20 protein-coding genes and 1 pseudogene are annotated in these 12,597 nt (G+C 23.4%); 8 read left to right on the forward strand and 13 right to left on the reverse strand.

Annotated features, from left to right (window positions below; translation table 4 throughout):
* Positions 1-34: 34 nt before the first annotated feature.
* From ACXUB0_RS07065 to ACXUB0_RS07110, 10 genes and pseudogenes are all read right to left on the reverse strand, one after another.
* Positions 35-427, reverse strand: a complete 393-nt coding sequence (locus ACXUB0_RS07065) for a hypothetical protein (protein ID WP_458257598.1) — start codon at positions 425-427, stop codon at positions 35-37.
* Between the two features lie 11 nt (positions 428-438).
* Positions 439-693: a hypothetical protein gene (locus tag ACXUB0_RS07070; RefSeq protein ID WP_174480864.1), complete on the reverse strand. Its 255-nt coding sequence runs from the start codon at positions 691-693 to the stop codon at positions 439-441.
* A gap of 22 nt (positions 694-715) precedes the next feature.
* Positions 716-922 carry a hypothetical protein gene (locus tag ACXUB0_RS07075; RefSeq protein WP_174480363.1) on the reverse strand — a complete coding sequence of 69 codons (207 nt, stop codon included), beginning with the start codon at positions 920-922 and terminating at the stop codon, positions 716-718.
* Between the two features lies 1 nt (position 923).
* Positions 924-1,157, reverse strand: a complete 234-nt coding sequence (locus ACXUB0_RS07080) for a hypothetical protein (RefSeq protein WP_458257597.1) — start codon at positions 1,155-1,157, stop codon at positions 924-926.
* A gap of 1 nt (position 1,158) precedes the next feature.
* The gene (locus ACXUB0_RS07085) at positions 1,159-2,016 is read right to left on the reverse strand and encodes a hypothetical protein (protein WP_458258232.1); all 858 of its coding nucleotides are present in this window, start codon (positions 2,014-2,016) and stop codon (positions 1,159-1,161) included.
* 336 nt (positions 2,017-2,352) lie between these two features.
* Positions 2,353-2,556, reverse strand: coding sequence for a hypothetical protein (locus ACXUB0_RS07090; protein ID WP_458257595.1), 204 nt, complete (start codon positions 2,554-2,556; stop codon positions 2,353-2,355).
* A 59-nt stretch (positions 2,557-2,615) separates the two neighbouring features.
* Entirely contained in the window at positions 2,616-2,891 is a 276-nt protein-coding gene (locus ACXUB0_RS07095; protein ID WP_281748721.1) for a hypothetical protein, read from the reverse strand.
* Between the two features lie 220 nt (positions 2,892-3,111).
* Positions 3,112-4,071, reverse strand: coding sequence for a rolling circle replication-associated protein (locus tag ACXUB0_RS07100; RefSeq protein ID WP_458258233.1), 960 nt, complete (start codon positions 4,069-4,071; stop codon positions 3,112-3,114).
* A 370-nt stretch (positions 4,072-4,441) separates the two neighbouring features.
* A complete protein-coding gene (locus ACXUB0_RS07105) occupies positions 4,442-4,726 on the reverse strand; it encodes a hypothetical protein (protein ID WP_458258234.1) in 285 nt (94 codons plus the stop codon).
* Positions 4,727-4,856: 130 nt separating this feature from the next.
* A pseudogene (locus tag ACXUB0_RS07110) lies at positions 4,857-5,075 on the reverse strand (transposase); the annotation flags it as partial.
* Here ACXUB0_RS07110 and ACXUB0_RS07115 point away from each other — a divergent pair.
* The 8 genes from ACXUB0_RS07115 to ACXUB0_RS07150 all read left to right on the forward strand — a co-directional run bounded on the left by ACXUB0_RS07115 (position 5,057) and on the right by ACXUB0_RS07150 (position 10,384).
* Entirely contained in the window at positions 5,057-6,229 is a 1,173-nt protein-coding gene (locus ACXUB0_RS07115; RefSeq protein ID WP_458258235.1) for a hypothetical protein, read from the forward strand. The pseudogene ACXUB0_RS07110 and the gene ACXUB0_RS07115 overlap by 19 nt on opposite strands.
* Positions 6,230-6,233: 4 nt before the next feature.
* Positions 6,234-6,356, forward strand: coding sequence for a hypothetical protein (locus tag ACXUB0_RS07120; RefSeq protein WP_255495889.1), 123 nt, complete (start codon positions 6,234-6,236; stop codon positions 6,354-6,356).
* A gap of 18 nt (positions 6,357-6,374) precedes the next feature.
* Positions 6,375-6,587, forward strand: coding sequence for a hypothetical protein (locus ACXUB0_RS07125; RefSeq protein ID WP_458258236.1), 213 nt, complete (start codon positions 6,375-6,377; stop codon positions 6,585-6,587).
* Between the two features lie 42 nt (positions 6,588-6,629).
* A protein-coding gene (locus tag ACXUB0_RS07130; RefSeq protein ID WP_458258104.1) for an IS5 family transposase occupies positions 6,630-7,419 on the forward strand; the annotation gives its coding sequence in 2 pieces (ribosomal slippage) (positions 6,630-6,890 and positions 6,892-7,419; 789 coding nt in all).
* Positions 7,420-7,803: 384 nt separating this feature from the next.
* Complete coding sequence (locus ACXUB0_RS07135) at positions 7,804-8,202, forward strand: hypothetical protein (protein WP_458258237.1); 399 nt, start codon at positions 7,804-7,806, stop codon at positions 8,200-8,202.
* Complete coding sequence (locus ACXUB0_RS07140) at positions 8,150-9,373, forward strand: hypothetical protein (protein WP_458258238.1); 1,224 nt, start codon at positions 8,150-8,152, stop codon at positions 9,371-9,373. The genes ACXUB0_RS07135 and ACXUB0_RS07140 overlap by 53 nt, the downstream gene beginning before the upstream one ends.
* Before the next feature lie 151 nt (positions 9,374-9,524).
* Positions 9,525-10,019, forward strand: a complete 495-nt coding sequence (locus tag ACXUB0_RS07145; protein ID WP_458258239.1) for a hypothetical protein — start codon at positions 9,525-9,527, stop codon at positions 10,017-10,019.
* On the forward strand, positions 9,995-10,384 hold the full coding sequence (locus tag ACXUB0_RS07150) for a hypothetical protein (RefSeq protein WP_458258240.1): 390 nt from the start codon (positions 9,995-9,997) through the stop codon (positions 10,382-10,384). The genes ACXUB0_RS07145 and ACXUB0_RS07150 overlap by 25 nt, the downstream gene beginning before the upstream one ends.
* A gap of 16 nt (positions 10,385-10,400) precedes the next feature.
* Here ACXUB0_RS07150 and ACXUB0_RS07155 read toward each other — a convergent pair whose 3' ends face one another.
* The 3 genes from ACXUB0_RS07155 to ACXUB0_RS07165 form a co-directional block, all read right to left on the reverse strand.
* On the reverse strand, positions 10,401-10,583 hold the full coding sequence (locus tag ACXUB0_RS07155; RefSeq protein WP_458258241.1) for a hypothetical protein: 183 nt from the start codon (positions 10,581-10,583) through the stop codon (positions 10,401-10,403).
* A 20-nt stretch (positions 10,584-10,603) separates the two neighbouring features.
* On the reverse strand, positions 10,604-10,738 hold the full coding sequence (locus ACXUB0_RS07160) for a hypothetical protein (protein ID WP_458258242.1): 135 nt from the start codon (positions 10,736-10,738) through the stop codon (positions 10,604-10,606).
* A gap of 150 nt (positions 10,739-10,888) precedes the next feature.
* Positions 10,889-12,595, reverse strand: a complete 1,707-nt coding sequence (locus ACXUB0_RS07165; protein ID WP_458258243.1) for a hypothetical protein — start codon at positions 12,593-12,595, stop codon at positions 10,889-10,891.
* Between the last annotated feature and the right edge of the window lie 2 nt (positions 12,596-12,597).

Here is a 12,597-nt window from a genome sequence, read left to right on the forward strand (position 1 = left end):
AATATACTAAAAACAAAATTAGACATAATAACACCTACTTAATATACTTAGGATTATAATAATGTTGTTCATATCCACTAGTACGAGCAACAGCAGTACCTTTTTGTTTATAAGAATAAGTACCACCTTTATAACGTTGAACTGGTTTTACACCAGATTCTCCATTACGATAAGCATTTGCAATATCTTTACCAGCACCACCACCAATAGCAACAGCAGATTTACCAATAAATTTAACACCATAACCTAAACCTAATGTTGGTAACATTAATTCGGGTAAAATAACCCTAAATGCAAATCTAAGCAAAATCAAAAATATCATTAACGTACCTAAATTAAAACCTAAATCACCAAGTGGAAAACTAAAAAACTTCATAAAAATTGAAGCAAATAATTGCATAACAGTTGTAATAAAAGGTATAAACATAATTTCACATCCTAATGTCTTGTAAATCTAAATAATCCTAAAATTAAATAAAATACAAAACTAACATTTATTAAAGCAAGAATAGGCAAAGGTAAAGTGTATAAACTATCATAAAAGAACGACTTAATAAAAAGTGTCACAGTATGTAATCCAGCAAAAGAACTTAAATACTGCATATAAATAGTTTGCACCAAAGTATTAACAACTGGTAAAAGTCTACCCAATAAAGGTAAAACAAAAACCAAACTAAAAAATAACTTTACCATTTGCTTACTTCCTTTCTAATTACTAATGTGTTCCATGGATAATATGACCAACAAACTGCTTAATAAATACAAGAACCATAAATACAATTGAAATTAACACTGGTCAATTTGTAAGTGTTCCACCATCGCCAGTAGTAAATACTCAACCAAAAATATAAGTAAAAGCATTTAATAATTGTTGGCCAACACCACCAATCATATTTAATAATGCTGATAATCCAGCAGGCATATTAATCACCCCCTTTCTCTAATTCTTTTTGTTGTTTTTCCATTTCTAATTTACGTTTCTTCTTTTCAAAATCTTTACGACAAAAAATACAATCTGGGTCATTTTCTTTTTCCTTTACATGTTTTTTATGTTTGAATTTCTGTATACACTCATGTATTCAATTACGACAAAATCAAAGTATAAGGCAAAACCCACCAATATATAAAGCATATTTAACAATCTCCTTAAAATCCATTTTAAACACCACCTAACGTATAAGCATAAGAATAATCCCAATTTAAACTTGCTCTATCTAAATTAATCTCCGACATACTATCATCATTTAAATTAACATCAACCATACTGTCATTTATACTTTGATAATCATTAACACTAGCATTAATTAATCTTGCTCTTTCATCAGTAAATACTTCTTGTAATTCTGTATTATTATGTGTATTTCTTAACGGTAACAATAAAATATTTATAATCTCACTTGCACCGGCAATAATCGTAGGAATAGCAAAATAATTATTAAAATTATTATTAATACCCATAGCAACACCACTACTAATCAAACAACCACCAGTACCCGTATTCGCTATTTTACGTATAATTTCAAATCTATTAGGTATTAATTCAGTTAAACCACTAATAACATTTGCTATACCAAAACTATTTAAAGATATATAAGTATCTCAGTCTACAAAAGGTTTATTAACTATTGGACTAGGTGTTGGTATTGGAATAGGAATTGGTAGTGGTGTAGGACAAGGTGGTCAAAAACATGGTTCATCTCTTAATAAAAAAACCGACTTATCTACATAATTAACAAACTTAGCATAATTAACTAAACCAATTGTTCCTAATCCTAAAAATATCTTTTTATAACTATTAATAACTTTATTTTTAGTAGTTGGTCTTTGATTAATATTTCATATATCAATTGCCAACTTCTTACTAAATAACAAAGAATTAATAGAACCTAAAATTGGGTCTTTTAAATATTGACCATAATAAGCACTAACTCCTACCATAGCACTTAATGGACTTAATCCAGTTCTTAAAATTTTACTTAAAGTATAATTACTAGTTTGTTCTAACTCATTAGGCATGTTTACTGTCTCCTCTATTTTTCACTTAATCTTTTTAAAATCTCTTGCAAATGCTTATCTTCCTTAGCATCTCTAAACGCTTTATCAATTAACATATAGTCATATTTAAACTGTTTCCTTTTTTCCATAAATAAAACTCCTTACTTTTATTAATAATAAGGAGCATATTTATACTAATTAGAGTAAGGGGCAAAAATACACTAAAAAGTATATATATGCCCCTTATTTAGTTTTTATTTTTTTCTTTTATTTTCTTTTCTTATTCGTTCCATTTCATTAGCAACTCTGTAACACATTTCACAACCATATACTCTTTCATAAGTTCAATCACTACACTTATGTCTCATAATTTAACTTACTTTCTTGTTGTCTCATTGCTTTATTTAAAGCAATATCTAATATACAATTTGGACAATAATATTTTCTAGTATATAAGTTTTGCAAAACTCTTTTAGGACAAATAACTTGGTCACAAAGTTTACATATATAAATTGCTAAATGAAATGCTTGTTCACATGAACAATTATCATTTTTAACCATAATTTAAAATTAACTCCTAACATAAAATAATTATTTAAAATTACCCTTTTAATAAATAACTATTTTCAATTAGAAAGTTTTTTAATATTACCGCTTAAATCAAGTTCAAGTGAATAAAAATTACCAACTTTTAAATCAACAGTAGATAAACAATTATTAAAATCACTAGCAAATTCTGGATTATATCATTTATCACGTGTTTGACCAGTTGGTACACTAGTTTGTTTATTTATTTCTACAAACTTCAAAACATCAAACTTTAATGTTTGACCTTTATTATTTTTATCGGGAATAACACGACCCTTTTCAATATTAACTAACTGTACTTTAAACATAAAAAAACTTAACCTTCACAATCATTAAAAATTAATTTAATAAGTTAAGCATAGTAGGGTAAACCTATACTTACAAAATCATTATAACATAAAAAATAAAAATACAATAAAAAAAACGAACATCAGTAATGATTGTGAAAATTACTAATGTTCATTAACCATTATATATATATATATATATATATACAAGTAAAATTATAGAAAAAATTAAGTTTTTCTTCTAATGTAAAACTCTATTTTTAAAATCTATTTTCTCAACTTTATTACCAAAAACTTTCTCTGCCCAAGTTAAAACATCTTTATCTCTTTGAATTAAATAACCTATTTCACTAGTCCGTAAATAATGCTTATACGATAAAGCACTTAAATATACATATTTTTCATAATCTTCATAATCTTTAAAATAATCATTTACAACAGTACTTTCAATAATACCACCAATCATAACAGTATTACCTTGATTATCTCTTTGAGTTTTAAAATAAAATACATTTGTTGCATTAAAACTTGCTTTAATTATATCTTGAATTGTCATTTTTTTAATTCCACGAACTACAATAGGATTTTTACAATTACGACTAAAAGAATATGCTTTAATACCTATATCTGTTTGATTTATAGATTTAACATCATCTAATGATTTTGTAACATACTTACCTAAATATTTAATAACAAACTCATTTGTACCTTTACGAACAACTCTTAAATCAATACCCTTAGCATTTCCAGCATGTGGTCATCAATCACATATCATATTATAAGGTATTTTTCTATTAAAAATTATATGAAAATGAACTGCTCCACGGTCTTGATATTCATAAACATACATATATTTTAATTCACCCATATATTCAGCACGCTTAGGGTCATTTCATCACTTTTTTAATTTAAGAAAAAATAAACGAATATCTTTTTTTGACTGCTTAACATCTTGCATATTTTCTTTATAAGTTAAAGTAACAAAACTCAAAATATTACTATTATAAAAATTATGTAATGCTTTTTGAATTAAATTATTTTTAGTACGAACAGTATTATTTCTTAATTTTTGCTTATTACCAACATAACATTTTCCTTTTTTATTTCCAATATTATTCAAAAATGAAATAGGTAAAACAACATTTTTAACATAACAAGCATAAAAAATCTTTTTGATATAAAAATCCTGTTGAATATCCATATATAAAACTTCACAATCTAGTTTTTAAAAACTAATTTTATACATTTTAATAACAAACAAATCTTAACATAAAAAATTATAAAAACAAATATAAAACAAAAACGATACTTAACAAATTATGAATATATAATAACATAAAAAATAATACTTTTGATGAAAATTATAATTAACACTTATATAAGTATTAATATTTAATTTCATATACATGTATTTTTTATAAACAATTCAATTATAAAACTTCTAAGGAGGTAACTATTTCTAATTAAACAATAGTTATCTAATACAAAAATAAATGAAAAATATCTATATTTAATATAGATACTATGATATAATTTTCCTAAAATTAATATAAGTTTTTACCTATTTACTTTTATTTTAAAGTAAATAGGTTTTTAATTTGAAAAAGGAGATATTTAGAAGTGCTATATAGTAAAAAATCAGAAAATCTTATAACAGAAAAAGAAAAAACAACAACAAATTCAAGAAAAATTAAACCACAATTACCAATAACAACATCTCTTGCTGAAATATTACTAAATAATAATGAAAAACTTGTTGGTACTATTACTAGTGATCAGTATCTTAATAAAGATAACAAACAAGTACCATTATATAAACTAATTAAAAGTTCAGAACCAAATAAAAAAATAAACATTAAAGCAATAAATTCTATTAAAAATGACAAACAACCAACAACAATTCTAAATAAAAGGACGTATTTCAAATGTGGATATAATTTAATATGAGGCTTTTTAGAAATCTGTGTATCTTTGTTTTACAAAGTACTAGTTAAGATTAATTCTATCTTCAAATTTTATCATAAAATGAGCAATTGCTGTATTTCAATTTTGAATGGGCATTGTTCATTTTTTTGTTATATTTTCAATTGCTAAATAAAATATTTTCAATTCTTCCATATCATTAGGAAAAACTTTTTTATTTCTGATAACTTTTCGTAATTGACTATTAACAGATTCAATAGCATTTGTGGTATAAATTAGGCGGTAGTGGTGAATCATTATGATTAATAGACCCTAATTCGCCTAATATTATTCAACCTAAAGAAAAAAGAATTATTACTTCAAATAATACTAGAATTGTTTATATAGCAGACCCTACACAACCACAAGATGCTGTTAATTTAAGAACATTAAATAAAAATATCCCAGATTTAACTGATTATTATAAAAAAGAAGAAGTAGATAAAGAATTAGAAGATAAAATAGATAAAACACAATTTCAATATGCTTTTGTTCTCAATACTTTTGGTACTGAAATTGCTAATTTAGAAACTAGTGATAAAACTATTGCTGGTGCTATTAATGAATTAATTAAAAAAATAAAAGATTTAAAAATTGGTAAATGAAAAGAAGTTGGTATTAAACAAGATAATAAAACTATTAATTATAATTTTATTAAAAATAAAAGATATCGTATTTATTATAATTTTGAATTAACTGATAGTAACATAAATAATTTTTCATGAATATGTAAAGAATTTATACATAATGGGAATAATAATCAAGTTTTAGAAAATTTTTTATATAGTGATAATTCAAATACATTTTTACAATTAAATATAAATTCTATATTTATGAATACAATTCCAATTTCAAAAAAAGTTGGTCAATTGTTAAAATTAGAAGAAGAAATTACAGAAAATACTTATGAAATTACTTCAAATACATTAAATATTACAAAAAGTGAAAAAATAGATATAACTAAACCTTTAAAAATTAATTCAAAAACTTTAAATATTAAAGAATTAGCAGAAAATACTTTTGATATTGAATTAAAAAATACACCAACACCAAGTATTCCACAATGAAAAGATGTAGCCTTTAATATTAGTACTACTGGTATAAAAAATCAAGAAATTAGATATGATTGTAAAGAAAATAAATTATATCGTATATGATTTAATTTAAATCCAAGACAACAAAAAATAATATTACCAGATATTTATACATTTACTGAATTTGTTTATTCGTTAGATTCTGGTATTCCACAAACTGTAACAGTATATAGTACTTATATAAAAGAGGGTGGAAGATTACAATTATTATGTTCAAGAAATGAAAATATTGATGTTTTTAAATGAGAAGACATGAATATTAGTGGTGGTAATTTATGAAAATTACAAGAATTGCAGGAATAATATTATGTTTTTTAAAATAATAAAAATTATTTTAGGTTTAATAGGAGTTTTATTATCTTCTGCTGTTGCTGGTTTAATTATATTTATTATAGTAAAAATTGTATTAAAAATTAATCAAATATTTTAAAAAAAGGTGGTGAATATTATGTTAGGTAGATTTTTAAGAAGAGATAAAAGTACTAATAATGAAGAAAAAACTAAATTAACTTTTTTAAAAGGTAAAAGTACACATGCTTCTATTTTAAGTTATTTTGGTTTTAATAATTTTAATCATGAAACATATTTTACTGATTTTGTAGCAGAAAATAATGCTAATTTATATAATGCTCCATTAGAACCTGTTTGGAATCTTTTATAAAATAACGTAAAATGACTATATATTTTAAGATAAGGGGTATATATGCATAAAAATTATCCAAGTCATGTTACTAAAGAACAATTTGAGAACATAAGATCAATTTTAGAAAATAGCAAAAAGAAAACAAAACCAAGAAATTTAGATTTATATGAAGTATTTTGTGCAGTTTTATATGTATTAAAAAGTGGATGTCAATGAAGAATGTTACCAAAAAATTTTCCAAAATGACAAACTGTATATTATTATTTTCAAATTTGAAGTAAAAATAGTGATAAAGAACCTAGCACTTGACAAGTAATTTTAAAAAAAATTAGTTAGAAAAGTTCGTATCAATAATGGTAGAAAAGAACAAACTAGTTTTTGTATAATTGATTCACAAAGTGTTAAGAACACAGATACTGCTAAAAATAAAGGTTATGATGCTGGTAAAAAAATTTCAGGAATAAAGCGTCATATTGCTGTTGATTCTCAAGGTTTACCACATACAATTTACATAACCACAGCAGAAAAAACAGATCGTAACAGTGCTATAATAATGATTGAAAATGAAAAAGAAAATTTATCTAAAGTTCAAAAAATACTAGTAGATGCTGGTTATACTGGTGAAAAATTTGCTTTTAAAATCAAAACAATCATAAATGCAAATGTTGAAGTTATCAAACGTAATGAATTACATTCTTTTGTATTATTGCCAAAAAGATGAGTTGTAGAACGAAGTTTTGCATGATTAGAAAAATGCAGAAGATTATGAAAAAATTGTGAAAGAAAATTAAATACTAGCTTACAAATGGTTGTTCTTTCCTTTATTTCAATTTTATTAAAAAGATTTTAAACAGGTTCTTAGAACCTGTTTGGAATCTTTTAAACATAATTAAACTAAAAAAGGGAATAATTATTTCTAACCTGACAGTTAATTAACATTTTATTTTCTTTGTCATTTTTTTGTTAAAAAGATTTTATCATTTGACAACTTATCGATTAAAAATTTATTTTTCAACTATAAAATAACATTTATGATATTAATTTAATCAAAAATAAGTTAAAAAAGATCCTAAACAGGTTCTTAGATACAATTTTAAACTCACCAAAGTTTATTTTTAATTCAACTTATGGTAATGTAAAAGATTTATTAGAAGATGCTGTAAGAATATTAGTTACTAAAAATTATATTTTTAAAAGTGGCGGAGATAATAATGAACAAAATGAAAATATCAATATGACAAGTAGTAATTTTAAAGGTAAGAATTTAACAGATATATATGATTGAAATGTTAATGAAATATTTAAACGTTGTGGCATTCATATTCCAAGTCAAAAGAAATCTGCACAACAATCAGTACCAGAAAGTACAGCTGTAAATATTTCAACTATTAATTATATTGAACAAAAGTTATGACAATTTAATATTGATATTCTTAAATTTATTCAAATATTAGTACGTTTAGATAAAGATTTATTAAATAGTAAAACATTTAACATTAATGATGAACAAGAAATTAATAATTTAACAGTGAGATTAAAATTATTTAATCCCGAAAATAACCAATTAATAGGAGAAAACAATGGACAATCAAAACAACAAACCACAAACGAAGTTTCCACAGAAACAAACTAAACTTAATCAAGCAGAAGTAGAAAATGATTATTTAATTGACAATATTCCTTATGACTTTACTAATCTTATGAGTAGCAAAGGTGACCCTGAGCTTAAAAGAGCATATGATGAATTTAAACTAAGAACTTTATATATTTATGAAATTGAACGTTTATTTAAAAATAATGAAAATAATAATTTAAGATTTTCAGCAAATACTATTAAAATTGGTTTTATTGATATTGATAAAGTATTAAAAACTACTGCTGCTGAAACATCAGACTTTACTATGCAATTAAATCAAAGAGCAAGTACAAATATTAATGATAATACTATTGAATATAGTATGACTGATATTAAAAATTTAATATTTCAAGAAATAAATTTATTAAATCAATTTAAGTTATATGCTGTATCTATTAATGAACCATTAACTGAAAATAATATTGATAATTTATATATCATTAATAACTATTCTCAACCTTATCAAAATCCAAAAACAAGAAGTACTAAAAGTATTACTATTATTAAAATTAAAGATTTTAAAACAAGAGATGGTTATCCAATTATTATTAAATTACAAAAACCATTAGACAAAGATACAAAAGTAATTGGTTTAAAAATTAAAGCCCCTAGAAGCATGATTTTCGGCAATATAAAGGTACTTGGTGAAGTTGACAATATGGAATTATACCCAAAGTTATTTGTTAAAGATAAGATAGCATTTCCGCTATTATCAATGCCTATTGAAATTCAACCAAAAGTTAGAATATTACAACAATGATTTAGTGAACAAATATTACCATGAAAATTAGCAAAACAATTTATTGGACAAGAAAAATCAGTTTTAGATTTAATTGCTATTGGCGGTGGAAGTGAAACAAGAAAAGAAATTATTAATAATGCAAGAGTAACTAATTTTTGAATTGGTCAATTTGTTGGTTCTAAACCAAACTGACCTTTATCAAATTCAAAACATTTAATTGATAAAGAAATCTATGGTATGGGTTCAATTGGAGCAACTGCATTATGAATTGCTACTGATAATAATTTTCAAGATGTTGAACTAGAAATAAAAGATGCACCAAAAATTGACAGTTTACAACAATTATTATTAGAACCTGTTTGGAATCTTTTAAACATAATTAAACTAAAAAAGGGAATAATTATTTCTAACCTGACAGTTAATTAACATTTTATTTTCTTTGTCATTTTTTTGTTAAAAAGATTTTATCATTTGACAACTTATCGATTAAAAATTTATTTTTCAACTATAAAATAACATTTATGATATTAATTTAATCAAAAATAAGTTAAAAAAGATCCTAAACAGGTTCTTAGATATGCTAAGTTATACATATAACTATAATCGTAATTTTGATGGTGCAGATTATGATGATAAAGGCAAACCAACAAATGAAATAGCAAAATTACGTGATAAATTCTCAGGGCAAAAACCTGATGAAATTATTACTAATTTATTTAGACAATGAGAATTAGATTATCCAAACTATATTAATTTAGAACAAATTAAAATATTTAAGCAAGTATTGATTATGCTATCAAAATATATTTATTCAATATTATCAATTAATAAAGGCTTAAATGATGATAATAAAATATTATTACCTTATTATTTTGAATTAAAATCAAATCCAATACATTCTACTAAGGATGATAGTTGAAAATATAAAGATGTAAAAGTAATATTAAAATCTGAATATTTTGATTTTACAGATATAAATAATATTAAGTTAAAAAATAATGATATCAGTCAAAATGAATTATTTAAATTAGATGATAACCAGTTTAATTGATTATCTATTCAAATGAATTAGAAAGTAATAATATACCCTCATTAATTCCTGCTGATTGAACATTATCAAATGGTGAATATGGAAAGTATTTTACAAGAACAATTATTGAAAAATCTAAAATTGAAAATGCTTTAAACTTATATGGTTCTAGCAAATCACAATTATTTTCTAAATTAGAATTTTATGAAGAAATATTAAAAATTGATAATAAAAATGAATTTGAATTGCAAATTAAAAATTCTATTAATAATTTAAATAGAATTGAAATTAGTGGAATATTTGGTTCTGGTAATTATGATTTAACTTTATTAACTGACAAACAAGAAATAAATTTAACTAATATTAATTTATTTGATAAATATAATGAAAATATCCTCTTATATTAATTTAGAAATTTAAAGGCTATTTATTAAAATACCCATCAGGATAATTACCATCTCATGGTATATCTGTTCTTTCGATGTTATTTCCTCCATTATAAAATTTTGTTTTTTTAGGACTATCAGCAAAATATATTTTAAATTCACTTTTTATAGAAACTGAAATATCATGAATGTCAGACATTCATATTTTTTGAACACCCATTATAGGTTCTTTATATGAATTTAAATAATATTTAAGTCCACTAAGATTATGGGTAAGCACCCCCCCATGATTAATCCTATTGTTCCAGTTGTAGCACCAGTTAGTGCTAATGCTAATGTAATTTTACTTAAATTTGTTTTTATTCATGTTTTCATTTTAAATTTCTCCTTTTTTCCTTGATTTTACTTATAAATTGTACTATTTTTGATTATTTTTACAAGTATGCTTTTAAATGCAAAATAACGCCTAAATTAAAGGCGTTTATTTTGTGATACCTATACTATTAATGATATTCAACTTGTTTATTATATAGCAAATGTGAAGATGCTTTTTTTCACACTAGCATTATTTTTACCCCTAATTACATTTTTGTATGGATATAGTGCATAAAACAAAGCATCATATGGGTCTTGATACATATTTTTATCAGGAATGTTAGTTTTTGTTTGGTCATAACGTAATTCTTCTAAACATTGAGTAGTTTTTGGTAAATCATTTTTATTTGCATAAAAATTTCCATAACTCATAATATTTCTCATTCAAACTACTCTATTAGTTAATCCTGCTTCTTGATTTAAATTTGAAGCATGTTTAATAGCAGTTTGTGTTATTAAAATAGTATTATGTTCATCTATTAATTTTTGATTTAATCAATCAATTGCTGTTCTTGCTTTATCATCATAAAAATAAATTGCTTGGTCAAAATTTTCAAAATTATCCATTAATCCTAAAATTTCATTTACATAAGCATTAATTTTTTCATTTTCATTAATAAAATCATTTGGAGTAACTACTAATTCACAAATAACATAAGGGTCATAATATCCAGTATTATTATATTCTTTAAAACCAATTATCATAAATACAGTATGGTCTTTTGGTCCCGTAGCTCAATCAATACCAACACTATAAAAATCAAATTTATAAATATCTTTTTCTTGATTATAAAATTGTTTTAAATCATATGGTTGTCAATATTTTACAGTTTTTTGAAATGGAAAAATTGTTGCGTCACTATCTAAAAATTCAAAACCATAAAAAACAGTATTAAATTCATCAGGATTACTTTTTTCCATTTCTAATAATGTTCTTTGTTGAATTTCAGGTAATTTTTTTCAAAATGGTTTAATAGTAAATCTTAAAATAAATAAGCCTAAACCACTAAACATGTCTTTATTTTCATAATAAACTTTACCAATTTTTTTAAGATTTTTCGTTATTTCATCATTTAATGGCAAAAATGGCGTACAGTATTTTAAATAAAATGGATGATATTTATCATAAGGATTACATGTAAAAGTAATAAAGAAACTTTTATAAAAATAACGAGTAATTAATTTTCCAAAAGTAGGACTATATATATTTTTATCAATAAAAGTTCAACTTCATTCTTTAATTGGTTCATTTGAAACTTTAATACGATTACTTCTAAACATAGAATTTTGTAAACGCTCATATCTATATGTTAATTGCTTTTCTGTTAGTGTTTCTTTTTCTTCTGCCATTATTATTTCATCAGTACGTGAACCCAAAAAACTTGACCCACCCGCTTCTTTTCCAAAAATTTTATTACCATTAGCATAACCAATAAAATCAATTTGTTGATTATTAGGAAAAATAATACATCCACCATCTTTGGTTATTTTTCATTTAATACCATGTGTATTATTAGGTAATAAATTAATATTATATGTATCTAATAAAACTTGACAAACATTCATTAAAGCACCAATTGTAGTTTCACTATGAGTATTTTCATATCGTCTTACTTCTTGAACACTACTATCACTAAAATTACAACATATAAATAAATCAAATGCTAAGCAGTTTCAAGTTTTTCTTGTTCCACGTGCTGTTGGTATAAAACGATAAAAACAATTAGTAGTGAAAAATTCTGCTCATTCATCACCAACAAATTGTTTAAAAATATCTCAACTAAAACCATAATTATTATCACTAAAATTAAGATTATATTTTTTATTTAGTTGTGCATAACTAGTAATAAAAGCCATAT

This window comes from Spiroplasma endosymbiont of Dactylopius coccus (assembly GCF_977110965.1).